Raw genomic sequence first — 25,182 nt, forward strand, 5'->3', positions numbered from 1 at the left:
TGATATTTTTTAGTAATGCGGTCGCCAAACCATTTACTATTATATCATGAAGGTTTTTCTTTTGCTAAAGCTTTTTTATCTTCCCCCAGTAGAACTGGGGGTTTATCTCCACGCCTAAAGACACCAAGAAAAAAACACTGTGAAATTTTTTCACAGTGTTTTTTGATACAAATTTTAAAATAAAATAGCTTTTAATGCCAATAAAATCAAAATGGCACCACCAAATATTTCGGCTCTTTTTCCTAAAAGTTTGCCGAATTTTTTGCCTAATAATACGGCAATCATACTGCAGATGAAGGTAGTTAAGCAGATAATTCCCGCTGAAGACCAAATGGGAATACATTTCGCACAGAATGCGATTCCTACCGCAAAAGCATCAATGCTGGTGGCAATGGCTTGCATAAATAAGATGCCGTAGGTCATTTTTGTTTGTTCTTTCTGCTCTTCTTTTTCGTTGGAAACCCCTTCTTTTAGCATCTTGGCCCCTAAGAACCCTAAAATCAAAAAAATAATCAATCCTGAATAGCGGGTCAGCCATTCTGCAAACAATTCTCCGGTAAAATATCCAAGTAAAGGCATTAGTCCCTGAAAAATCCCGAAAAACACGGGCATCATAAACTTTTTGTCGTGCCCTATACGATAAACCATACCATTGGTTAAAGAAACGGCAACAGCATCCATACTAAGCCCGATGCCAATCATAATAATATCAGTAAAATTCATATGTAGTTCCTTTTATTCCACATCGGAAAGTCCGAAGGTGCGGATTTTATAAATATTATTTCGCCAATCACGATTCACCTTGACCCAAAGTTCCAAGTGAACCTTTTTGCCATATTTCTTTTCCAGCTCTTCTCTTGCCATCGTACCGATTTTTTTAAGGAAAGAACCTTCTTTTCCGATAATAATTCTCTTGTGTCCGTCACGCTCACAATAGATGTTCACACCGCATTTTAAGAGGGTTTTGGTTTCTTCCATCTGTACGGTTTCCAATGCCAGACCGTGAGGAATTTCTTCATTTAGCAGTTTTAATAATTTTTCACGGATGATTTCGCAAATCTGCATACGAGGGTCAGTATCCGTCTTCATATCTTCAGGATAGAAGAAAGGGCCCTCAATGAGATGATCTTTTAAAATGCTGATTAAAAGGTCAATCCCGTCTCTCTTTAAAGCAGAAACAGGAATCACTTCAATAAAATCATACAGCTTGGAGTATTCCAAAATTACGGGAAGCAATTTTTCCTTGGGAATGGTATCAATTTTATTTAATACCAAAATGGCAGGAATATTGTTCTTCTTAAAATTCTCAATAATTTTCTTTTCAATATCACCGGGGAAACGGGGTTCAGCCACCAAAACGGTCAAATCGCAATCTGCCACTGCACCGTTTGCCGCCGACATCATTTCCTCACCCAAGCGAGTTTTAGGGGTATGAATGCCGGGAGTGTCCGTGAACACAATCTGGTCATCTCCCTGGGTTAAAATGCCCACAATCCGATTACGGGTGGTCTGGGAGCGATAGGACACGATTGCCACTTTTTCTCCGATAATGCTGTTAAGTAAGGTGGATTTTCCCGTGTTAGGACGCCCCACCAAGGCAACGAAACCTGATCTTGTCATAGGTTTTTTATCTCTCCCTCCGTCTTTTGCTTTGCTAAATCCACCTCCCTCGTCAGAGGGAGGTTTTTTATTATCAAACATGGTTCTTCATTCAAATGCGTCTCTACCCAAGGTGCGCAGAATTTTATAAATCGATTTCCACTACCAAGGTGCAGAGAAATGGATGCAAAATGGGGAAACTGAACCCGTTAGGGGTTACCAGAAGGCGTAGTACTGCGTACAGCATAACGGTACGCCGAGTGGTGAAGTTAACCCATTTGGCGCCATTTATCAAGCCATTTTCTCTTCCAAGGTGAAGAAAAACTGATGCAGAATTTTCCAATCGAACCCGAAGCTGTATATATTATACTGCGAGCGGTGCGATTGGGAGATTATGCGCAGTTTTTCAAGCCCCCATAAAAGCAATATAGGAACGATACGCTTCGTATATATCTGCTTTATGTGCTATTTCGTAGGGTGCGTGCATCGAAAGAAGCGCCACACCTGCGTCGATAACATCGGCACCCAGGTTTGCAATATACTGAGCAACGGTTCCGCCACCGCCTTCGTCCACTTTACCGAGTTCGGCAAACTGGAAGGCAATATCGTTATCGTCAAAGAGTTTTCTGAGTTTTGCAACCAGTTCCGCACTTGCTTCGGAAGAGCCGCCTTTTCCGCGGGAACCGGTGTAACGAAGGAGAGTCAGACCGCATCCGAAAATGGGAGAATTCTGTTTTTCATACACTTCTGCATACATGGGGTCGTATGCTGCTGCCACGTCGGAAGATAAACACATGGTGTTTGCCATCACCTTATTGATGCGAACATTCGGTTTTAATTCTTCTAAAAAGTATTCTAAAAATCTGGACTGCATACCGGAATTGCCCATACTGCCCACTTCTTCACGGTCGGCTAATAACACAACTGCTGTTTTCTTAGGAGCTTTCGTTTCCAAAAGACCTTGGAAAGCAGTGTAGGCACACACTCTGTCATCATGACCGTAGGATGCCACCATACTGCGGTCAAACCCTAAATCACGGGCTGCACCTGCAGGCACCACCTCGATTTCCGCAGAGTAGAAATCTTCTTCAGTAATGTTATACGTTTCTTCTAAAATTTTTAATAATGCAGTTTTTACTTCTTCGCTTTCTGCATCCAAATCGGGATTGGAACCGGATAACACCATCAGTTTTTCACCGGGGATGCCTTCGGTCATTTTCTGAGTCATCTGTTTGGATGCCAAGTGTGGCAATAAATCCGTCACCATAAAGATGGGGTCGTTTTCCCCGTCACCGATAGCAATTTTCACGGTTTCACCGTTTTTCTTTACCACCACGCCATATAACGCCAGAGGGGTTGCAACCCACTGGTATTTTTTAATGCCGCCATAGTAATGGGTGCGAAGATAGGAAAAGCCGCCTTCTTCAGTTACCGGTGCAGGTTTCAAGTCCAAACGGGGGGAGTCGATATGTGCGGCAACCAAGTTGATGCCTGCTTCCAAGTCTTCTTCCCCGATGATTGCAAACACAGCGGAACGGTTTTTATTGATATAATAAACTTTATCCCCTGCTTTCAAATCTGTTTTGTCTGCAATATTAAAAAATCCGTTTGCTTTAGCTTTTGCTTCAAAATATTCCACCGAGAGACGCTCGGTTTTGGCAACCGTTAAAAACTGTTTGTAATCCTCGCAAAAAGCTTCCGCTTTTGCCTGATAGTCGGTTCCTTTATGTTTTTTGAATAAGTGTTCTTTTTTCATTGTTTCCACTTCTCTTTCTTACAGAATATTATCTAACATCCTGTCAATTTTTTGGTAGAACTCGGGGAGAGTTCCGTTGTTTTCTAAGATAAAATCTGCCTGCTCGTAAATTTCCTGGGCGTTGATTCTGGAAAGCGCCTCCTCTTCCGTAAGGAAATCTCTTGCCATAATCCGCTTTAGGGTGGCATCGCTTTTTGTCACCACGGTTTTGTCGCAGAATTTCACGATATCGGTGGCATAAAGCACTGCCCCCTCAATCACAATGTGCTGACGGGAGTGGGCATCTATCTGCTCTTTTACCTCAGCGGTAATGAGAGGATGCGTAATGGCGTTTAAACGCTTTAATGCTTCAGGATGAGAAAACACATACTCTCCTAGTTTTTTTCGGTTTAAGGTGCCGTCTGCGTTCAAATATTCATGTCCGAACGCATCTATCACCTGCGATAAACCGATTTTCCCCGGCATTAAAATTTCACGGCTGATTTTATCGCCGTTAATCACATAAAATCCTTTGGTGCGCAGATAATTGCAGAAAGTGGTTTTTCCGCTTCCGATTCTGCCGTAAACACCGATAATCATACCATCAACCCCTTATTCTGCCAGTGCCGCTTTGATAGCGATGGCACATTCCACACGCTTTTTCTGCATCTGACAAGCAATATCGTAAGGTTTGTATAAATCTTTTTCGTATTTTAAGGAACTTGCGCTACAACCTGCGCTGCAATAGAATTTTGCAAAACAGGAATCGCAACCTTTTACGGTATAAATATCACGGTCACGGAAAGCTTCGGGCATTTCGTAAGTGCCGTCCAACACGTTACCGATTTTATATTCGGGTTCATCTGCAAACTGATGGCAGGGGAAAATGTCTCCCGAGGGAGTAACCGCTGCATATTCGCAACCTGCACCACAACCGGAAATACGGCGTAATGCACAGGGGCCGTTATCTAAATCAATCATAAAATGGAAGAAATTAAAGCGATTTTCGCCGCTTTTTTCCCGTTTGATGATTTCTTCTGCCAGTTTTTCGTACTCAGCGAAAATTTCGGGCAAATCGTCATAACCGATTGCCATAGGCGATTTTTCGTCTAAGGTAACAGGTTCCACGGAAATCTGTTTAAATCCTAAATCTGCCAGGTGCAGAACGTCATTGGTGAAATCCTTGTTGTCTTTGGTAAAGGTACCGCGGATATAGTAATCCATCTGTTTTCTGTCGTTGGCAATCTTTTGGAATTTGCCGATGACTTTATCGTAGGTGTCTTCCCCTTTGGCGGTTTTTCTGTTCTTATCGTGAACTTCTTTACGTCCGTCGCAGGATAACACCACATTATCCATATTTTTATTCACATATGCCATCTGTTCTTCGTCAATAAGAAGACCGTTGGTGGTGATGGTAAAACGGAAATGTTTGCCGTGTTTTAAGCCCTGTTCTCTGGCATATTCCACGGTTTGTTTCACCACATCAAAATTGAGCATGGGTTCGCCGCCGAAAAAGTCAATTTCAATATTTTTTCGGTTCTGAGATTTTGCGATAACAAAATCAATGGCTTTTTTGGCAACCTCTAAGGGCATAATGCTTCTTACCCCGTGAAATGCACCGGTTCCCGCAAAGCAGTAACGGCAACGTAAGTCACAATCGTGTGCCATATGAAGGCACAGCGCTTTTACAGGCGGAGTTTTGGTTTTGGCGTCACGGAAAGGTTTATAGATATCGTGGGAATATAAGGTTCCCTGCTCTTTTAATTCCTTGATTTCAGAGATAGCTTCTGCCAAAATTTCTTGGGAATATTTTGCTTTTACTTCCTCGGAAATTTTCGTTTCGTCAAATTCATATTCGCCCAATAAGTCATACACGGCATCGGAAACTACGTGCACGGAACCGGAATAAATGTCCAGTACAATATTATTTCCGAATAGTTGATATTTATGTATCATTTTGGTTTCTCCTTTATTTCCAATCGTATTTGGTGAGTTTTCCTTCCAAGCGGAAATGGGAAAATCCGTCCTGACGGAAAGCCTCATACGCCACAATGGCAACCGAATTGGAAAGGTTTAAACTGCGAATTTCTCCAATCATGGGAATCCGCAGGCAGGTTTCTTGGTTTTCTAACAAAATTTCTTCGGGAATCCCTGCAGTTTCTTTCCCGAAAATGAGATAGCATCCGTCTTCAAACTCTGCTTCGGAGTAATCACGGGGCGCTTTGGTGGTTAAATAATACATCTTGCCCTGATTCTTTTGATTCTTTTCATAAAAATCTGCGATGCTATCGTAATAAGTAATATCCACATCGTGCCAGTAATCCAATCCTGCACGTTTTAATTTTTTATCGTCAATGGTGAATCCCATAGGACCAACCAGATGGAGTTTTGCTCCCGTTGCGGCGCAGGTACGGGCAATATTCCCCGTGTTCTGCGGAATTTCCGGCTCAAATAACACAATATTTAAAATCATATCTTTTGCTCACTTTTCCCTCTTTTAATGATTCTTTGCAAAAGCTTCCAACCGCTTTAATGCTTTTTTGATATTATCCTGAGAATACGCATAGGAAATTCTCACAAATCCTTCGCCCGAATCACCGAATGCTGTGCCCGGGACTACCGCTAAACGCTGTTCTGCCAAAAGTGTCTGACAAAAATCTTCGGAAGTCATGCCGAATTTTTTGATAGACGGGAACACATAAAAGGCCCCGTAGGGATTAAAACAGGTCATTCCCATATCGTTTAAGGCATCCACCAAAAATTTTCGGCGGATATTGTATTCTTCTTTCATACGCTCAATGTCAGGTCTGCCGTTTCTTAATGCCTCAATTGCCGCATACTGAGAAAAGGTGGGTGCCGACATAATGCCGTACTGATGGATTTTCACAATTGCCGCCATCACATCAGGATGGGCGCAGGCAAAACCCAATCGCCAACCCGTCATCGCAAAAGCTTTAGAAAAACCGTTAATCACCACGGTTCTGTCTTTCATACCGTCAAAAGTGGCGATGGAAACGTGTTTGCCGGTGTAGGTTAGTTCCGAATAGATTTCATCGGAAATCACCATCAGATTTGCTTCTTTGATAATGGGAACGATGGCGGATAAATCTTCTTCCGTCATAATGCCCCCGGTGGGGTTATTGGGATAGGGAAGCACCAAAACTTTGGATTTTTCGGTAATTGCGCTTCTTAAAAGCTCAGGTGTTAATTTAAAGCCGTCTTCCGCCTTGGTTTCAATGGGAACGGGAATGCCGCCTGCCAAAACGGTGCAAGGTTTGTAGCACACAAAGCTGGGTTCGGGAATCAAAACCTCGTCTCCCGGATCCACTAAGGCACGAAGTGCGGCATCCAATGCTTCACTTGCCCCAACGGTTACCACAATTTCTTTGGCAGAATCATAGGAAACGTGAATGGTTTCTTCCATATATTTGGTGATTTCTTTCCGAAGCTCCAAAAGACCTGCATTGGCAGTATAGTAGGTGCGCCCTTTTTCCAGAGATTTCACCGCTTCGGAACGGATATGCCAGGGAGTCACAAAGTCGGGCTCCCCAACACCTAAGGAAATCACATCCTCCATGGTTGCCGCAATATCAAAAAAGCGACGGATTCCCGAAGGAGGAATGTTTCTCACTTGTTTATTTACAAAATTGATCGGGTGAAATTCGTTTGCCATGGAATCTTTCATCAGAGTGTAATCACCCTTTCATCTTTGGGTTCTTCGGCGTAAATCACGCCGTCTACTTTATAGTTTTTAAGCACAAAGTGAGTTGCGGTGGAAACCACGGTGTCTAAGGTGGATAATTTTTCCCCAACAAACATGGCAACATCTTTCATAGAGTTCCCCACCACAGTCACCATCAAATCGTAACCGCCACTCATTAAGGTGACATCACGCACTTCGGGAAAGGAATAAATTTCTCTGGCGATTTTATCAAATCCTTCTCCTTTTTGGGGAGTTACCCGCAATTCAATATGAGCAACGGTCAACTCGGGAGCAATTATATCCCAGTTGATTAAAGTTTTGGCACCTAAAATGACGCCTTCTTCTTTTAACCGTGCAATTTCTTCTGCCACACTTATTTCATCTTCCCCCAAAAGCTCAGCAATGTCTTTTGTGGTGTAGGTGGCGTTTCGTTCCAACAAATTTAAAATTTTACGGGTAAATTCCATAAAAATTCATCCTTTCTACTTGTTCTAGCGTGCTTTGGTATCGTTTTCCACTTTCAGTTCTTTGATAAATTCATCCAGTTTCAGGCTGCCTTTGTCGCCGTCTTTTCTGGAACGAACGGAAACGGTGCCTTCTTCGGCTTCTTTTTCGCCCACGATTACCATATAGGGCAGTTTATGAAGCTGTGCTTCACGGATTTTGTAACCGATTTTTTCGCTTCTGTTATCCAATTCCACACGGAATCCTGCCATCATCAGCTCGTCGGTAACTTTTTTCGCATACTCTTCAAAACGTTCGGAAATGGGCAACACTTTTAACTGAACGGGTGCTAACCATAAGGGGAATGCACCTGCATATTTTTCGATTAACAGCGCCAAAGTTCTTTCATAGCAACCGATAGAGGTTCTGTGAATGATATAGGGGTTTTTCTTGGTGCCGTCTGCCGCCACATATTCCATACCGAATTTTTCAGCCAGCATCTGGTCAATCTGAATGGTAATCAAGGTGTCTTCCTTGCCGTGAACATTCTTAATCTGAATGTCCAGTTTCGGACCGTAGAAAGCAGCTTCACCAACACCGATTTTGTATTCTAAACCGATATCGTCTAAAATTTCTTTCATAATGCCCTGGGCTTCGTCCCACTGTTCAGTAGTACCGATATATTTTTCGGTATCTTCGGGATCCCACTGGGAGAAACGGTAGGACACATCTTCATATAAGCCTAAGGTTTTTAACATATAGTTGGTTAAATCCAGACAGTTTCTGAATTCGTCTGCCAACTGATCGGGAGTACACATTAAGTGACCTTCGGAAATGGTGAACTGACGCACACGGATCAAGCCGTGCATTTCGCCGGATGCTTCATTTCTGAATAAGGTGGAGGTTTCTGCCAGTCTCATAGGCAGGTCTCTGTAGGAACGGCCACGATTTAAGAATGCCTGATACTGGAAGGGGCAAGTCATGGGACGCAGTGCAAACACTTCGTCGTCGGTTTCTTCATCGCCCATTACGAACATACCGTCTTTGTAATGATCCCAGTGACCGGAGATTTTATATAAATCGCTTTTTGCCATTAAGGGAGTTTTGGTGAGCATCCAGCCACGTTTCTGTTCTTCGTCTTCTACCCAACGCTGGAGTAACTGCACCACTCTTGCACCTTTGGGAAGCATAATGGGTAAGCCCTGACCGATGGTATCCACAGTGGTGAATAATTCCAGTTCTCTGCCCAATTTGTTGTGGTCACGTTTTTTTGCTTCTTCCAGCTGAGTGATATGGGCATCCAGTTCTTCTCTGGTGGGGAAAGAAATACCGTAAATACGGCGGAGCATTTTATTTTTTTCATCACCTCTCCAGTATGCACCGGTGATGGATAAGAGTTTATATGCTTTGATAGCACCCACAAAGGTCAGATGAGGACCTGCACACAGGTCGGTAAAGTCGCCCTGTTCATAGAAAGACAGTTCACTGTCTTTCGGCAGATCGTTAATAAGTTCCACTTTGTAGGGTTCGTCTTTCACTTTTTCCAGTGCCTCTGCACGGGATAAGGTGTAACGGTTCAAGCGGGTATTTTTCTTGATGATTTTTTTCATCTGGCTTTCGATTTTTGCCAAGTCTTCATTGGTGAAGCCCGGGTCATAATCAAAATCATAGTAGAAACCGTTATCGGTTGCGGGACCGATTGCCAGTTTTGCTTCGGGATATAAAATCTTCACCGCTTCTGCCAACACGTGAGAGGTGGTATGCCAATAGGCTTTCTTACCTTCGGGATCGGAAAAATCAAACAGAGTGATTTCGCCGTTTTCGGAAATTTCTTCGGATAAGCCAACCACTTTACCGTTCACTTCGGCACATAAGATGCCTTTTAACACGTCGGGATTTTCTGCTTTTACCGCTTCAAACACGGATACGGGAGCAGACACGTTTGATAAATTTACTTTAATCATGTTCTCAATCTCTTTTCTCTATATTTTCGGGGGATTTTCGTCTGATGTGATGTTTCTAGGAATGTGCACAACCGATGAGGTCATTCACATCGGCAATGCCGTTTTTATCTAAATAGGTGTTTAAAGAGTCAATCACGTTTAAGGGAGTGAAGGGGTCTTTAAAATTCATCGTTCCAATGGATACCAAGGTGGCACCTGCCGCCATAAATTCCACTGCGTCCTCACCGGTTGCAATACCGCCCATACCAATGATGGGAGCTTTGGTTTTGGCATAGGTCTGATACACAGAACGCACTGCAATGGGTTTTACGCAAGGACCGGATAACCCTGCCACAATATTATGGAACACAGGTTTTCTGGTTTTTAAATCAATTGCCATACCGGAAACGGTGTTGATTAAGGATAAGCCGTCTGCACCGCCATCCATTGCCGCCTGACCTATGGATGCAATATCCGTCACATTGGGAGAGAGCTTAATGCAAAGGGGTGTGGAGATGGCTTCTTTCACCAGTTTGGTGATTTCAAACACCGTGTCGGGATTGGTACCGAATGCGGCACCGCCCTGCTTCACGTTGGGGCAGGAAACATTTAATTCAATGATGTCTGCTCCTGAAGCATCCACGATTTTGCAGGCTTCCACATAATCGGCAAAGGTGCTTCCCGAAACATTGGCAATAATTTTTAAATCCAGTTTTTTCAGTTCGGGCATAATCTTCTGTGCGAAATGGCGAACGCCGGGATTTTGAAGTCCCACACTGTTTAAGATACCGCCGGTGGTTTCAAAAATTCTGGGGGCGGGATTGCCCTGACGTTCGTTTAAGGTTAATCCCTTTACGGTGATACCGCCTAATTTTTCGATGGGATAGAGCTCGTTATATTCCATCCCGAACCCGAAGGTACCCGATGCAGTTACCACAGGATTTTTAAATTCTACCCCTAAGTAGTTCACTTTTAAGTTTGCCACTAAAACTGCACCTCCTTCGCATTGAACACGGGACCGTCTTTACAAACGTGAAGATGTTTAAAACCTTCTTCCCCGTCGTCTTCCACTTTGATATTGCAACACAGACAAGCACCGATACCGCAACCCATCCGTTCTTCCATGGAAATTTCACAGAAGATGCCCAGATTATCGGTAATGGCTTTCAATGCTTTTAACATGGGCAGAGGTCCGCAAGCATACACCGCTTCATAAGCGCCGCCTTCTAATTTTTCTTTCACCGCCTGGAGGGCATTTCCGTGAAATCCGTAGGAACCGTCATCGGTGGCGATATATAAGTTATCGCATTGGTTTTTGAATTCATTTTCCAATGTCACTAAATCTTTGGTACGAAACCCTAGTGCCACATCGCAGGTTTTTAACTGCTTTGCCAGTTCAAATAAGGGATACACACCGATGCCGCCGCCGAGTAACAACGCTTTTTTGTCACCCACGGTGAAGCCGTTGCCCAAAGGACCTAAAATATCCAGGGTGTCTCCCACCTTTTTTTCGGATAATTTTAATGTGCCTTTTCCGCGGACATCAAAGATAAAGCGAATCCCCGTGTCAGTTACTTCACAAATACTGATGGGGCGACGGAGCACAAACTGTTCTCCGCAATCAATATGCACAAACTGTCCGCATTTTGATGCTTGTGCCAGATATTCATTTTCAACCGTCACATCATAAATGGTGCCGCAAAGGTTTTCCATTTTGATGATTTTGGCTTCGGTAACTTGATATTTTTTTAAATCTGCCATAGTTTATAAAACCTCACAATCTTCTGTTTACCAAAAAAATTAAAAAACAGAGGTGATATCTTCTTTCATACGGATTGCTTCTTTTCTTGCGAACTCTGCAAACGCTTCCCCGTCGGCACCTGCTTTCTGATAAGCACACATAATGCCACGGCTGGAATTTACCACAGCGCCCATACCGTCTTTATCAAACAGATGGGCAATATCTTTTGCAGTGCCGCCCTGTGCGCCGTAACCGGGTACCAAGAACACGGTGTTTGGCATAATGGCACGAAGCTTTTTGGACTGTTCGGGATAAGTTGCACCCACAACAGCACCAACGGAGGAATATCCTAAATCGTTGATGGTGGATTCGCCCCATTTGTTTACCATTTTAGCAACTTTCACATAAATTTCTTCGCCGTCTAACACCAAGTCCTGCAGTTCACCGCTGGAGGGATTAGAGGTTTTTACCAATACGAAGATGCCTTTATCAAACTCTTCGCAACGTTTTACGAAGGGAAGAATACCGTCACTTCCCAAGTAGGGGTTTACAGTTAAAGAATCGGGTTCAAAAGCTCTGTCTGCTTCCCCAAACAACTGGGTTTTTCCTAAGTATGCAGTTGCATAGGCATCAGAGGTGGAACCGATGTCGTTACGTTTGCCGTCTGCAATCACATAAAAGCCTTTTTCTTTGGCGTATTTGATGGTTTCATAGTAAGCACGGATGCCTTCCAAGCCGTACATTTCGTAGTATGCAGACTGGGGTTTTACCGCAGGCACAATGTCACATAACGCATCCATTAAGCCTTTGTTGAATTCCAAAATTGCTTCTGCTGCAGCTTTAAAGGTTTTGCCATGCTCTTTTTCTGCTTTTTCCAAAATGTGGGTCGGGATATAGGATAACACCGGGTCTAAACCTGCCACGGTGGGATTATTCATTGTTTGGATTTTATTTAATAATTCTTTCATCGGATCATTCCTTTCTTAAGAGAGTTTCAGCTTACCGTCGGTGATTACAATTTTTACCTTTCCTGTTAACTCTTTTCCGTAGTAGGGAGAGTTTTTGCTTTTGGAAACGGTGTTTTCGGGAGTGGGTACCCAGGTTTCGTTCAAATCACAAACGGTGATGTTTGCGGTTTCACCCACCTTGATTTGGGCAGGGGTGATATTTAAAATTCTGCAGGGGGTGTCTGCCATCAGTTTTGCGAGCTGGGGCAGAGTGAGTTTTCCTGTTTTGTAAAGATAGGTGCAACCCACTGCAAAAGAGGTTTCTAATCCGATAATGCCGTTTAAGGCGTGGTCAAATTCAATTTTCTTTTCGTCAAAATGATGAGGAGCGTGGTCGGTTGCAATCGCATCAATAGTGCCATCCTGCAAACCTTCAATCATTGCCGCCACATCTGATGCTTCGCGCAAAGGAGGATTCATTTTTGCGTGAGTGTCGTAACCTTCGCAAGCTTCGTCGGTTAAGGAGAAATAGTGGGGACAAGTGTCACAAGTCACTTTTACCCCTTCCTTTTTCGCGTTACGGATGAAATCCACACTTCCTTTGGTGCTGATATGGGTGATATGCACCGGCACATCGTAAGTTTTTGCTATAATCACTTCTCTTGCAATTGCCACTTCTTCTGCCGCACGGGGAATTCCGCGAAGACCCAGACGGTCAGCTGTTGCTCCTTCGTTCATCACACCGCCGTTTACCAAGGATAAATCCTCACTATGGCAAACCACGGGCATTCCCGCCATATCGGCATAACGCAGTGCCTGACGCATAGTGTTGGAATCGGACACGGGTTTTCCGTCATCGGAAATAGCAACCACACCGTGTGCTTTTAATTCCATAATTTCGGTTAATTCTTTGCCTTCTAAACCTTTGGTGATTGCCGCTACGGGAAACACTTTGGCATAACCAAATTTGTTTGCTTTGTTGATGATATATTCCACAACGGGCACGTTATCGGTAACAGGGTTGGTGTTGGGCATTGCCGCAACTCCCCAGAAACCGCCGTGCATCGCTGCTTTGGTGCCGGATTCGATATCTTCTTTGTAGGTAAAGCCCGGGTCTCTCATATGGGTATGCATATCAAAGAAGGAGGGAAATGCAGTTTTGCCTGCACAGTCAATCACCTGATCAGCCGAGTCGGTGATATTGGTTTCAATTTTGGTAATCACACCGTCTGTAATCAGAATATCCTGATGTTCGGTTACAGCTTCGGTGGATACAACACTCAGATTTTTTAATAAAATGGTCATATATTTGTCTCCTCTCTTTATGCACGGTTGATGAAGGTGTCCAGCACTGCCATACGAACTGCCACCCCGTTGGTTACCTGCTCATCAATTACGGATTTATCAGGAGAGTACAGCAGAGACTGCAGTTCCAGTCCACGGTTTACCGGACCGGGATGCATAATCAGCGCACCTTCTTTGGCTAATTTCATCCGTTCTTCGTTGACGCCGAAATATTTCGCATATTCATATCCCGACGGGAAAAAACAGTTTTTCTGACGTTCCAGTTGGAGTCGCAGAGGCATTACCACGTCGGCATCACGGATTGCCTTGTCCACATCGGTGTACATTTTCACGCCTAAGCTTTCCAAATCGTTGGGAAGCAGAGTTCTGGGACCTGCCATTACCACTTCGGCACCTAATTTTAACAAACCGTAGGTATCGCTTCTTGCCACACGGCTGTGATAAATATCACCAATGATGGCAATCTTTTTGCCTTCCACAGTGCCCATCTTTTCATACATGGTGAAAAAATCCAACAGTGCCTGAGTGGGATGTTCGTTCATACCGTCCCCTGCATTGATGACGGACGCGCTCACGTTTTGTGCAACCAGATGAGGTGCACCCGCATTTTCGTGACGGATGATAAAACAGTCATTGCCCATAGCATTTAAAGTTCGGGTGGTGTCGATTAAGGTTTCGCCCTTTTTTACAGAGCTGGAGGATACCGCCATATTGGATGCAATCGCTCCCAGATATTTGGATGCCAGTTCAAAGGAAGTTCGGGTTCGGGTGCTGTTTTCATAAAACAGGGTCATCACCGATTTTCCTGTTAAGTTAGTGGCTTTTTTGCAATCGGAGAAGATAATTTTTTTCATCTCTTTTGCTTTGTTCAGAATGTAATGAATCTGGTCGGCATCTAAATTTTGAATGCCCAGTAAGTCTTTTTCAAATTTCATAATCCTTAAGTTCGACTCCTTCCCATTTATGGTTCATCTATAAAAAAACACAAAATTATACTTATATAGTATAGCACATCATTTTTTGTTTGTCTATAGTTTTGACCCATTTTTTTCGTGTTTTTTATAGGTTTTTCGCCACCTTTTCCCTGTTTCAAATTGACAAATCTTTTCCCTTATGCTAAAATGGAAGAATCCTTGGAATCTGAGAGGAATTTTTTATGAATTTATATCAAACTCTGTCAGAGGAGTTGCAGGAAAAAATCCGCAAGGACTTTAAAGGCAGTTACATCTTGGAAAACACGGCTATCCGAAGAGATCCAAACCACGATACGCCGTCTCTGTGGAGAAGCTGTTATCTTCGGGATGTGGAAAAGATTATGCACTCCCCTTACTACAACCGATACACCGACAAAACCCAGGTGTTTGCCTTTTATAAAAACGACGACATCAGTCGCCGTGCTTTTCACGTGCAATTAGTATCCCGAATTGCCCGAAACATTGGCAGAATGTTGGGATTAAACTTAGATTTGATTGAAGCCATCGCCTTAGGGCACGACATCGGACACACTCCTTTCGGTCACGCAGGAGAACACTTTTTAAACGAACTGTCCCTAGAATATACAGGCAGACAATTCCACCACAATGTGCATAGTGTCAGGGTTTTGGACGGGATTTTCCGACACAACATTTCTCTTCAGACCTTAGACGGAATCTTGTGTCACAACGGTGAAATGGAGCAAAAAGAATACCGTACCGCTCCCCTTTTTGATTTTTCGGAATTTGACGAAAAAGTGGAAAGCTGCTATGTAACCGAAGGTGCCGTGAAAAAACTGACACCCTCTACCAAAGAGGGGTGTGTGGTAAAAATCTGTGATCTGATTGCCTACTTAGGAAAAGATCGTCAGGATGCCTTAAAAACCGAAACACTTTCTTCAGAAGAACTGTTTTCCGAAACCTCTTTAGGCAAACACAATGCCATGATTATCAACAATTTATGTGTCAATATCATTGAAAAAAGCTACGGAAAAGATTGCATTGCAATGGACGAGGAATCGTTTTTAGCATTATCCAAAATCAAGGAAGAAAACTACCGATTGATATACGGAAGCAAGCGTGTGAAAGAAATTGAAGTGTTGCTGAAACCTATGTTCCGTGAACTATACGAAAAATTACGGGAAGACCTTGCAAATAACCGCACCACTTCCCCTATTTTTCATCATCATCTGGATTTTGTGGCAGAACACGGAAAATACTACCGACAAAACAATTACCAAGAAGAAACCACCATTGACCAGATGGTAATCGACTATATGGCAAGTATGACGGACGATTATTTTATTGAGCTTTACGAACATCTGTTCCCCGATAAAAAATCGCCCCTTGTCTATACCCCCTACTTTAATTGAGAAAGGATATTCAAAAAATGAAAATCGGATTTATCGGTACCGGCAATATGGGCGGTGCCATGATTGACGGCATTTTGGCATCAGGTATTGTTGCAACATCTGATGTGTATGTGAGCGACATCTCAGAAAATCAGCTTACAAAATACAAAGAAAAAGGTATCAATACCTCCACCGATAACAAAGTGACTGCAGAGAATTCTGACTATATTTTTTTAACCGTAAAACCCCAGTTTTATGAAGCAGTTCTTGCGGATTTAAAGGAATTTTCCGATAAAATTTATATCACTGTTGCCCCCGGTATCACCACAGATTTTTTGAGAAAGAAGCTTGCTGATACCACCAAAGTAGTTCGTACCATGCCTAATACGCCCGCTTTGGTAGGAGAAGGTGTTACCGCCGTTTGCAGAGGCGAAAACGTGACAGATGAAGAATATGAAACGGTGAAACAATTACTTTCCGCATTCTCTGAAATCCACGAGTTACCCGAGGATAAAATGGATGCCATTATTTCAGTTTCCGGCTCCTCCCCCGCCTATGTGTATATGATGATTGACGCTATGGCAAAATCAGGAGAACGCCAGGGAATTCCCTACGAAACAGCTCTTCGGATGGCAGGAAAAACGGTGCTTGGTGCAGCAAAACTGTTACTGTCTTCCAATGAACCTGCCGATATTTTGGTGGATAAGGTATGCTCCAAAGGCGGCACTACCATTGAAGCGGTGAACCACTTAAAAGAACACGATTTTTATCAATTGATTGATGATGCCATGGCAGAATGTACCCGTCGTGCATTAGAACTGAAAAAGTAAGAGAGGAAGTCGAATTTTGGATAGCAAAGAAATTATCTACGAAGAACTGACAAATCGTATGCAAAAGGGTGTCTGCCCCATTTGCGATTTCACGGAATTCCGCCTGGCAGAAGCCTTAGAGCGTTTTTTACATGAAGGCATCAACACCCCGCATACCCGAGCAAAAATTGAATGGACCAACGGTTTTTGTAATTTCCACGCGCACCGTTTATTAGAGCTGGGAGACCCGTTGTCCCACGCCATTTTATATCACGATTTTATGAACAACGTGATGAAAGATGTTCCCGACAAAAAATCCAAAACTGACCGTAGCGAACACAAAGAATGCTTCTTCTGCAATATTCAGAAATCCAACGACGATGACTACACCAAGGCTTTTTTGGAATTTTATAAAAATGAAGAGTTTGCTTCCCGCTATGAATCAGGAAGCAGTATCCTCTGCGTACCTCACTTGGTAAGCATTCAGAAAATCCGATTCGCCAACAAGAAAACCGTAACCCGACTGGTGGAAGCAACCATGGAAAAATATAAAAACTTAAACCAACAGCTTTCAGAAATCAAACGAAAAAGTGATTATCGCAATACGCACGAAAAATGGACTGACGAAGAAAAAGTTGCCTGGAAAAAAGTGGTGGGAGTTTTCAATGCGTACCCGGGAATTCGGCCGTAACATAAGAACAAAATTATGACATTTATATCGATGATATGAACTTTTTTGGTGTTTTTCCAGCGTGGACACGCGTTAAAAAACGCTTGAAAACCATTGAAATTACTGGATTCTTGTGCAATAAGGACAGTTTGATATTGTGAAAATAAGCATTTTGCCGAATTTCAAAAAAAGTCTTTACAAAACAAGAATTGTGTTGTACAATGTCGATGATAAAAATGAAAAGGGGTGTCAATGGGAAGAATTGCGATGTTCTTCCTTAATTGGTACCAAAGGGGAAAAACTATGCAAATCACTGACGTCAGAGTTCGGAAGGTCAGCTCTGTCGGCAAGATGAAAGCAGTGGTTTCCGTTACCTTGGATAATTGCTTTGTTGTGCATGATATCAAAGTAATCGAAGGGAAAGAACGACTGTTCATCGCTATGCCCTCCAGAAAGACCGCCGAAGGCGAATTCAAAGACATCGCTCATCCGATTAACACTGAACTGCGGGATGAATTGCAAACCTTAATTCTGGCAAAATATGAAGAAGCACTGGCAGAAATGCCCACGGAGATAGAAGAATAGGGATGATAAAGAGTGGATAATCAAAAAATTATCCACTTTTTTCATTTTTCTTCAAAAAATCCCTTGAATTTTATCGAGAAAGGTTGTATACTAATAATGTGTGTGTAAATTTTTTTGGTTTTCGCAACAGAACACATTCTCATACAACAACCTCCTCTGCACCGAAAACCGTAAGTTTTTTAAAATACGGGAGGTTATTTGATGAAATTTATCAATATGCAAGTGCAAACGAAAACCAATCACCGTCTGGCAGAATCCGGCGTGGTTTTATATGCTCCGTCCACCTGCTATATCGGAGAAGAAGTGATCATTGGGCAAGGTACAAAAATCCTGCCAAACACTGTGATTTTCGGAAAAACCGTAATCGGGACAAACTGTGTGATCGGTCCCAACACCGTGATAGAAGACTGTATGATCGGAAACGATAACGAAATCCTGTCTTCCCATTTAACAAAGGCCACGGTGGAAAACGGAGTGAAAATCGGTCCGTTTGCGTATCTGAGACCTGATGCACATATCAAAAACAATGCCAAAATCGGAGATTTCTGTGAAATTAAAAATGCAATCATCGGAGAAGGCAGCAAAGTCTCTCATTTAACCTATATCGGCGATTCCGATGTGGGAAAGGGTTGCAACTTCGGTTGTGGAAGCGTTGTGGCAAATTACAACGGCAAAGAAAAATTTCGTTCCAAAATAGGCGACCACGCCTTTATCGGATGTAATACCAATTTGGTATCTCCCGTTATTGTGGGCGACCTTGGATATACAGCCGCCGGCAGCACCATCACCCAAAACGTGCCGGAAGGCGCTTTGGCAATTGCCAGAGCAAAGCAAGAAAACAAAATGGGATGGGTCAAAAGAAAGGGGTATTTAAACAAATGATTACACACGGGAAAGACATCAAGATTTTTTCAGCAAATTCCAATCCGAAATTAGCCGCAGATATTGCTTCCAATTTAGGATTATCTGTGGGACAATCCACCGTAAAACATTTTTCAGACGGTGAAATTTCGGTAAATATTTTTGAAACCGTCAGAGGTTCCGACGTGTTCGTGGTGCAGTCCACCTGCAATCCCGTGAACGACAATTTAATGGAACTTCTCATCATGATTGATGCTTTCAAACGTGCTTCCGCAGGCAGAATCACCGCAGTAATTCCCTATTTCGGATATGCACGTCAAGATAGAAAAGCAAAAGCAAGAGATCCCATTTCTGCAAAACTGGTTGCAGATTTGATTACCGCTGCAGGAGCAGACAGAGTGCTGACAATGGACTTACATGCAGCGCAGATTCAGGGATTTTTCAATATTCCCGTGGACCATTTGCTGGGTTCCGCAATTTTATGCCCCTATTTTGCAGAACATATTAACACCGAAGACACTGTTATGGTTTCCCCCGACCTGGGCAGCGTTACCCGCGCAAGATACTATGCAGAACGTTTGGATATTCCGTTAGCAATTATTGACAAACGTCGTCCCAAAGCAAATGTTTCCGAAGTCATGAACATCATCGGTGACATCAAAGATAAAAATGTTATCATGATTGACGATATGATTGATACCGCAGGCACCATCGTGCACGCAGCAAATGCCTTAAAAGAAAGAGGCGCAAAAAAAATCATTGTGGGTTGTTCCCACGCGGTATTCTCCGGTCCGGCAATCGAAAGAATTAAGGAATCTCCTATTGAAGAAATGATTGTGCTGGATACCATTCCTCTGCCCCCGGAAAAAATGCTGGATAAAATTACCGTGCTGTCCTCCGCAAATGTGTTTGCAGAAGCGATTGACAGAATTTACGAAGATTTATCCGTTAGTACTCTGTTTGTGTAAAATCATTGGTATGTTTGCCAAACAGAAAAATATGATTTATTAAGATTCATACATAGTAGGAGGCTCTTATGAGAATTGTTGTGGACGGCTTTGGTGGTGACTTTGCACCGGAAGAAATTTTATTCGGGTGTATTGCTGCCTTAGAAGAAAAGCAAGACTTAGAGCTGATTGTAACCGGTGACGAGCAGGCTTTTCGCAAAATAATAGAAAATGAGAAAAAAACTGTTCCCAGCCGTATGAGTTTTGTGGCTACCACTGAAATTGTGGAGAATGAAGACGATCCGATTTCAGCCATCAAAAAGAAAAAAGATTCTTCTTTGGTGGTTGGTCTTCGATTGGTCAGCGAACAAAAAGGCGATGCCTTTGTCAGCGCAGGCAATACCGGTGCCGTTTTAACCGGCGCCACCCTCATCATCAAGCGAATCCGCGGAATTAAACGGGCAGCGTTGTGCCCCACCATTCCCACTAAAAAAGGAAAAGCTGTGATTGTGGATGTGGGTGCCAATGCAGAATGCAAGCCTGAATTTTATCCTCAGTTCGCTATGATGGGTACCGTGTATGCCAAAGAACTTTTAGGCATCAAAAACCCCAAATCAGGTCTCATCAACATCGGTGTGGAACATCACAAAGGGACCTCCACCGTGGTGGAAGCTCACAAATTATTGCAAAAAGAAGGAACGATTCGTTTTGTGGGCAACATTGAAGCCAGAGATGTGTTAAACGGCGATGCCGAGGTGCTGGTAAGTGACGGCTGGACGGGGAATATCACCTTAAAAACCTTGGAAGGCACCGCACAAACACTGTTTTATTTCTTAAAAGAGGTGTTTTACCAAAACAGCTTGACCAAACTGGCTGCCGCCATCTTAAAACCCGGTCTTTCCCGCGTGAAAAAGATGATGGACGCCAAAGAAGTAGGAGGAGCCCCCTTGTTGGGATTAAACGCTCCTGTGGTGAAGGCACACGGCAATTCTGACCGTGTGGCATATAAAAATGCAATCTTATTTGCAGCCACTTTAGCAGAGAAAGATGTATGCGGGAAAATCCGCAATCACCTTTCTTGATTTTCTTTTGTTTGATAAAAATATATTTGTATATAAAGGAGGATGAAACACAACATGTTCGATAAGGTAAAAGATATTATCGTTGAACAGTTGGGCATTGACGAAGATAAGGTTACTCCCGAAGCTACTTTAGTGGATGACTTAGGTGCCGACTCTTTGGATGTGGTGGAATTGGTAATGGCATTTTCTGATGAATTCGGAATCGACATTCCCGATGATGCAGCTGAAAAAATCAGCACCGTGTCCGACGTGGTAAATTACTTAAAAGAAAATGCGTAATTTACGCCAAAATATAGTAAAAAAGACTGCTTCTGCAGTCTTTTTTTATTGCTCATACAGTTCAATTGAAGCTCCCAATTTCCGAAGATTTTCCACCATATGGTAATAACCGCGAAACAAATGTCCGCCATCTTCCAGTATGGTAACACCATCTGCCATCAATCCCGCAATAACCAGCGCAGCAGAACCCCGTAAATCTCCTGCAACCACTTGTGCACCGTTTAATTGATTAGTGCCTTCAATCACTGCAGTACGTCCCTCCGTGATAATTTTTGCCCCCAAACGCATCAACTCACCGATATGCATAAAACGGTTTTCAAAAATCGTCTCGGTAATCACGGATGTTCCTTTTGCACCGGAAAGATAAGCACAGAACTGGGCCTGCAAATCGGTTGGAAATCCGGGATGCGGCATAGTTTTGATATCCACAGCTTTATAATTTGATTTCCCTTCCGCCGTCACAGAAGAACCCTTTACCGTAACGTGAGCACCGGTTTCCCGCAGTTTTGCCACAACGGGATTTAAGTGTTCCGCAATCACATCAGTTACCGTCACCTTGCCGCCGGTTGCCGCTGCAGCAATCAGATAGGTTCCCGCTTCAATACGGTCAGCAATCACCGTGTGCTCACATCCTGAAAGCTTTTCCACACCGCGAATGGTTATGGTATCACTTCCAGCCCCTTCCACCCGGGCACCCATCCGGTTTAAGAATGTGGCGAGATCAACAATTTCAGGTTCCGCCGCTGCATTTTCAATTACCGTGGTCCCCTTAGCTAACGTGGCAGTCATCATCAGGTTTTCTGTGGCACCAACACTGGGAACATCCAGATAAATCTTATTCCCGCGAAGCTTCTCCGCCTTCATGGTAATATACCCGTTTTCGGTGCGAACAGATGCACCCAGCTTTTGAAATCCTTTCAAATGCAAATCCACCGGCCTAGCACCAATGGGACATCCCCCGGGATAACTGACCTGTGCAGCTCCCGTTTTTGCCAGCAAAGGTCCCGCCACCAGAAACGAAGCCCGCAATCGGTTGGCAAACTGATAAGACGCAAAAGGAGAAAGTTCTCCCGATGCCTCTGTCAAAAAAAATTCTTTTTGAAATTCACTCTGCTTGCCGGTCTCTTCCAGCAAACTTTTCATATGAAAAATATCTGTAATCGGAGGCACATTTTTTATAAAGCAAGGTTCTTCACAAAGTAGTGTTGCCGCCAGAATCGGCAACGCCGCATTTTTGGAACCGTTGATTTTGATTTCTCCATGCAATGGTTGTTTCCCGGTAATTTTAATTTTCGGCACCGCTTCATTCTCCTGTCATCATTCATTCAAACATAGTATTGCCTCGAAATTTGAAAAAATACGCTGTAGATTTGTAACAAAATTGTAAAAAAAAAGTTCGTGACATTTGACTGGAAACATAGTATAATAGAGATGAAGAAGTGTATTTTTTATGTCTATATCATCAGATCGGAGGTGACAGACGATGCCGCTTGAGGTATTTTTTTCTTCAGGAGTCAATATTCTCTCCACGATTCGTTTGGCAGATTACATTGATATTATCATTGTTGCATACTTAATTTACCAGATTGCCAAATTTTTTAAAGATACCAGAGCCGTGCAGGTTTTAAAAGGAATTGTATTCCTGATGGTATTTGTGCAATTATCCAAAATGTTCAAATTAAACACGTTAAACTTCATTCTGCAAAATACAATGCAAGTAGGGCTTTTAGCGGTGTTTGTATTGTTCCAACCGGAAATCCGTTCCGCTTTGGCACGTGTGGGAAAAAGCGGTGTATCCTTTTTCAATTTTGAAGGTGACGAAGCATCCAGTCCCACGCACAAAATGATTGATGCCATCACCAACTCTGCAAAATCGCTGTCTGAAAAAAAAATCGGAGCATTGATCATTATTGAGCAAAGCACAAAAATCGGTGATATTATCGGCACAGGAATCCCATTGAATGCAGATGTTTCCACCGAGCTTTTAAACAATATTTTCTATCCAAAAGCACCTCTCCACGATGGTGCAGTCATCATCGGAGACGGCAAAGTGAAAGCAGCATCCTGCTTCTTACCCCTTTCCCAGAATGACAATCTGGAATCTGAATTGGGTACCCGTCACCGTGCAGGTCTTGGAATTACTGAAAGCAGCGATTGCATCTCTGTGATTGTTTCAGAGGAAACCGGGAAAATTTCTTTGGCATGTAACGGTGGCTTAACCAGAAACCTAAGTCCCGTCGTATTGAAAGAAGCATTATCCAAACTGCTTTTAAAGGATGAAAATCAAAAACAGACGAACTTAAAGAACATTGTGAAAAAAATTAAGAAAAAATAATAAAAAATGAAAATGATAGGAGGTCCGTATGAAAAAAATTCTGGAAGCAGTCAAACGAAACACCATGCTGAAAGTGTTTTCTGTAATTCTTGCCATATTATTATGGGCCTTCGTACAACTGGCACAAAATCCTGAAATCAGTTATGATGTGTTGGAAATTCCCATCACTATCACCGGTGAAGCAGGAATCAACAATGCCGATCTGGTAATCGGTGACCCCACAGACAGTATGATTGCCAGCGTAACCATTTCCACCAAACGATCTTACATTAAAGCGGTAAAAGATTCTTCGATCACGGCTACGGTGGATGTTTCTGCTGTAAAAGAGGCAGGAAATCACAGTCTGCCCGTAAAAGTTCTTACCAGTGATGCCAACATTGATATTATTTCCCACAGTCCCAGCAATATTTCTCTGTCTGTGGACCATATGATTGTGGAAGAAAAAGAAATTCAGATTTCTTATGACGGCAAACTGGACAGCAAATACTATATTGATACCGAAAACACGGAAATCACTCCGGAAAAAGTAAAAGTAAAACTCCCTGCATTAAAAGCAAACAATGTCAGCAAAATTATGGTGCATGTAGATATGACCAATGTTACCTCGGATATCAATGGTCCTTTCAAGGGAGTTCCTGTAGACCAAAACGGCAACGAACTTGCTGACTTATCTCTGTCTATTGTAGATGATGTTAACGTGTATGTTCCTGTATTACGGAGAAAAACCGTTCAGGTGGAATTGGCAAATATACCGGAAAATCTGCTGGACAACTATGAACTGAACCACTCAGAAATTGAAGTGGCAATGCGTGAAGAAGATCTAGATACTATTAATGTAATATACGGAACCATTTCGTATAATCCGACTCATCCTTTGAGCGCTTATCCCGTGGTGCTGGATTTGCCGGAGGGTGTAGTAAGATCCGATTCCAAAGACTTGGTTGTAAGACTTCTGCAACCTAATGAACAGTAAAAAAAAAAACGAAATATACTTTCAGGGCAGGGTGAAATTCCCGACCGGTGGTAAAGTCCACGTGCTTTTTTCCCAAAAAGCTGAATCGGTGAAACTCCGATACCGACCGTTATAGTCAGGATGAAAGAAAGGAAAATTATCGCTATGTCAAACATCAAAACAAGAAAACTAACCGTAACGGCATTACTTGCCGCTATCTCCATTGTGCTGTCATTGATTGGTTTTTCCATTCCCTTGATGCCGATTTTTATCAAGCTTGACTTTTCGGATCTCCCGGCACTCCTTGCAGGCTTTGCATTCGGCCCTTTGTACGCCGTGGCAGTTTGTTTTATCAAAAACATTCTGTTTAACATCTTCTTCGGAAGTGCAGGTTGGGTAGGTGCACTCTCTAATTTTCTGTTAAGCGTGCTGTTTGTGACACCTGCAGCATGGCTATATCAGATAAAGAAAAACAGAAAAAGCGCACTGATTGGGTCGCTAACCGGTGCATTCTCTATGGCGCTTGTTGGAATTTTCACCAACTATTACATTGTATATCCCATGTATGCTGTTATGATGTCAAAAGATGGGAATAACGGTATGGATATCATCCTGGGAATGTATCGCGCAATCAATCCTGCTGTGACGGACTTATGGTCTGCCTTAATTTACATGAATTTCCCCTTTACCTTAGCAAAGGGACTGATCAACGTGGCATTCGCTTTTTTGATTTACAAACGTTTATCCCCCATCCTCCATGGAAAATCAGCATAAAATCAGACAACGAATAAATATCCCCCCGTGTAACGGGGGGTTTTTCATTTTCGGGCATAGCCCTAATATTACTGGCAACGCACAAGTGCGTTTTTTATTGGCCTGCCAGCCATGCAATTACTACTTACTACCCATAAATGGGTCCCGT

Annotated in this window: 26 protein-coding genes and 1 riboswitch; of the genes, 11 read left to right on the forward strand and 15 right to left on the reverse strand. The window is 42.9% G+C overall.

What is annotated here, in order from left to right:
* Window positions 1–174 precede the first annotated feature (174 nt).
* The 14 genes from E7413_07810 to E7413_07875 all read right to left on the reverse strand — a co-directional run bounded on the left by E7413_07810 (window position 175) and on the right by E7413_07875 (window position 14,352).
* Window positions 175–723, reverse strand: a complete 549-nt coding sequence (locus E7413_07810) for a manganese efflux pump (protein MBE7019761.1) — start codon at window positions 721–723, stop codon at window positions 175–177.
* Between the two features lie 12 nt (window positions 724–735).
* Window positions 736–1,620, reverse strand: a complete 885-nt coding sequence (locus E7413_07815) for a GTPase Era (GenBank protein ID MBE7019762.1) — start codon at window positions 1,618–1,620, stop codon at window positions 736–738.
* Window positions 1,621–2,005: 385 nt separating this feature from the next.
* Window positions 2,006–3,355 (reverse strand): aminopeptidase, encoded by a 1,350-nt coding sequence (locus E7413_07820; GenBank protein ID MBE7019763.1) that lies wholly within the window; start codon window positions 3,353–3,355, stop codon window positions 2,006–2,008.
* An 18-nt stretch (window positions 3,356–3,373) separates the two neighbouring features.
* Complete coding sequence (locus E7413_07825) at window positions 3,374–3,934, reverse strand: dephospho-CoA kinase (GenBank protein ID MBE7019764.1); 561 nt, start codon at window positions 3,932–3,934, stop codon at window positions 3,374–3,376.
* A gap of 12 nt (window positions 3,935–3,946) precedes the next feature.
* On the reverse strand, window positions 3,947–5,290 hold the full coding sequence (scfB, locus tag E7413_07830) for a thioether cross-link-forming SCIFF peptide maturase (protein ID MBE7019765.1): 1,344 nt from the start codon (window positions 5,288–5,290) through the stop codon (window positions 3,947–3,949).
* Between the two features lie 13 nt (window positions 5,291–5,303).
* A complete protein-coding gene (gene trmL, locus E7413_07835; GenBank protein MBE7019766.1) occupies window positions 5,304–5,807 on the reverse strand; it encodes a tRNA (uridine(34)/cytosine(34)/5-carboxymethylaminomethyluridine(34)-2'-O)-methyltransferase TrmL in 504 nt (167 codons plus the stop codon).
* Window positions 5,808–5,831: 24 nt separating this feature from the next.
* Window positions 5,832–7,007: an aminotransferase class I/II-fold pyridoxal phosphate-dependent enzyme gene (locus E7413_07840; GenBank protein MBE7019767.1), complete on the reverse strand. Its 1,176-nt coding sequence runs from the start codon at window positions 7,005–7,007 to the stop codon at window positions 5,832–5,834.
* A gap of 11 nt (window positions 7,008–7,018) precedes the next feature.
* Entirely contained in the window at window positions 7,019–7,504 is a 486-nt protein-coding gene (locus tag E7413_07845) for an Lrp/AsnC family transcriptional regulator (GenBank protein ID MBE7019768.1), read from the reverse strand.
* A 24-nt stretch (window positions 7,505–7,528) separates the two neighbouring features.
* Window positions 7,529–9,445: a threonine--tRNA ligase gene (gene thrS / locus E7413_07850; GenBank protein MBE7019769.1), complete on the reverse strand. Its 1,917-nt coding sequence runs from the start codon at window positions 9,443–9,445 to the stop codon at window positions 7,529–7,531.
* 55 nt (window positions 9,446–9,500) lie between these two features.
* Entirely contained in the window at window positions 9,501–10,409 is a 909-nt protein-coding gene (locus E7413_07855) for a dihydroorotate dehydrogenase (protein MBE7019770.1), read from the reverse strand.
* The gene (locus tag E7413_07860) at window positions 10,409–11,185 is read right to left on the reverse strand and encodes a dihydroorotate dehydrogenase electron transfer subunit (protein MBE7019771.1); all 777 of its coding nucleotides are present in this window, start codon (window positions 11,183–11,185) and stop codon (window positions 10,409–10,411) included. Before E7413_07860 ends, E7413_07855 begins: the two co-directional genes overlap by 1 nt.
* Window positions 11,186–11,224: 39 nt before the next feature.
* Window positions 11,225–12,133, reverse strand: coding sequence for an orotidine-5'-phosphate decarboxylase (gene pyrF, locus E7413_07865; protein MBE7019772.1), 909 nt, complete (start codon window positions 12,131–12,133; stop codon window positions 11,225–11,227).
* Between the two features lie 15 nt (window positions 12,134–12,148).
* Entirely contained in the window at window positions 12,149–13,417 is a 1,269-nt protein-coding gene (locus E7413_07870) for a dihydroorotase (GenBank protein MBE7019773.1), read from the reverse strand.
* Between the two features lie 17 nt (window positions 13,418–13,434).
* A complete protein-coding gene (locus E7413_07875) occupies window positions 13,435–14,352 on the reverse strand; it encodes an aspartate carbamoyltransferase catalytic subunit (GenBank protein ID MBE7019774.1) in 918 nt (305 codons plus the stop codon).
* Window positions 14,353–14,573: 221 nt separating this feature from the next.
* Here E7413_07875 and E7413_07880 point away from each other — a divergent pair, with 221 nt between their 5' ends.
* From E7413_07880 to E7413_07915, 8 genes are all read left to right on the forward strand, one after another.
* On the forward strand, window positions 14,574–15,761 hold the full coding sequence (locus tag E7413_07880; protein MBE7019775.1) for an HD domain-containing protein: 1,188 nt from the start codon (window positions 14,574–14,576) through the stop codon (window positions 15,759–15,761).
* A gap of 17 nt (window positions 15,762–15,778) precedes the next feature.
* Complete coding sequence (proC, locus tag E7413_07885; protein ID MBE7019776.1) at window positions 15,779–16,570, forward strand: pyrroline-5-carboxylate reductase; 792 nt, start codon at window positions 15,779–15,781, stop codon at window positions 16,568–16,570.
* Window positions 16,571–16,586: 16 nt separating this feature from the next.
* The gene (locus tag E7413_07890; protein ID MBE7019777.1) at window positions 16,587–17,240 is read left to right on the forward strand and encodes a hypothetical protein; all 654 of its coding nucleotides are present in this window, start codon (window positions 16,587–16,589) and stop codon (window positions 17,238–17,240) included.
* Between the two features lie 282 nt (window positions 17,241–17,522).
* Entirely contained in the window at window positions 17,523–17,804 is a 282-nt protein-coding gene (locus tag E7413_07895) for a septation protein SpoVG (protein ID MBE7019778.1), read from the forward strand.
* 201 nt (window positions 17,805–18,005) lie between these two features.
* Entirely contained in the window at window positions 18,006–18,686 is a 681-nt protein-coding gene (locus E7413_07900) for a hypothetical protein (protein ID MBE7019779.1), read from the forward strand.
* Window positions 18,683–19,633 carry a ribose-phosphate pyrophosphokinase gene (locus E7413_07905; GenBank protein ID MBE7019780.1) on the forward strand — a complete coding sequence of 317 codons (951 nt, stop codon included), beginning with the start codon at window positions 18,683–18,685 and terminating at the stop codon, window positions 19,631–19,633. Before E7413_07900 ends, E7413_07905 begins: the two co-directional genes overlap by 4 nt.
* 68 nt (window positions 19,634–19,701) lie before the next feature.
* Window positions 19,702–20,694 (forward strand): phosphate acyltransferase PlsX, encoded by a 993-nt coding sequence (plsX, locus tag E7413_07910; GenBank protein ID MBE7019781.1) that lies wholly within the window; start codon window positions 19,702–19,704, stop codon window positions 20,692–20,694.
* Between the two features lie 54 nt (window positions 20,695–20,748).
* Window positions 20,749–20,973, forward strand: coding sequence for an acyl carrier protein (locus E7413_07915; GenBank protein MBE7019782.1), 225 nt, complete (start codon window positions 20,749–20,751; stop codon window positions 20,971–20,973).
* Window positions 20,974–21,018: 45 nt separating this feature from the next.
* Here E7413_07915 and murA read toward each other — a convergent pair whose 3' ends face one another.
* Window positions 21,019–22,272, reverse strand: a complete 1,254-nt coding sequence (gene murA, locus E7413_07920; protein MBE7019783.1) for a UDP-N-acetylglucosamine 1-carboxyvinyltransferase — start codon at window positions 22,270–22,272, stop codon at window positions 21,019–21,021.
* A gap of 184 nt (window positions 22,273–22,456) precedes the next feature.
* On the opposite strand from murA, the gene E7413_07925 reads away from it, so the two are divergent.
* From E7413_07925 to E7413_07935, 3 genes are all read left to right on the forward strand, one after another.
* Window positions 22,457–23,308: a TIGR00159 family protein gene (locus E7413_07925; GenBank protein MBE7019784.1), complete on the forward strand. Its 852-nt coding sequence runs from the start codon at window positions 22,457–22,459 to the stop codon at window positions 23,306–23,308.
* A gap of 28 nt (window positions 23,309–23,336) precedes the next feature.
* Window positions 23,337–24,281 carry a hypothetical protein gene (locus E7413_07930; GenBank protein ID MBE7019785.1) on the forward strand — a complete coding sequence of 315 codons (945 nt, stop codon included), beginning with the start codon at window positions 23,337–23,339 and terminating at the stop codon, window positions 24,279–24,281.
* A 13-nt stretch (window positions 24,282–24,294) separates the two neighbouring features.
* A riboswitch (FMN riboswitch) is annotated at window positions 24,295–24,417 on the forward strand.
* An 8-nt stretch (window positions 24,418–24,425) separates the two neighbouring features.
* Window positions 24,426–25,034: an ECF transporter S component gene (locus E7413_07935; GenBank protein ID MBE7019786.1), complete on the forward strand. Its 609-nt coding sequence runs from the start codon at window positions 24,426–24,428 to the stop codon at window positions 25,032–25,034.
* Window positions 25,035–25,182: the final 148 nt, after the last annotated feature.

The sequence above is a fragment of the Oscillospiraceae bacterium genome, from assembly GCA_015068645.1.
Taxonomy (GTDB): Bacteria; Bacillota; Clostridia; order UMGS1840; family UMGS1840; genus SIG452.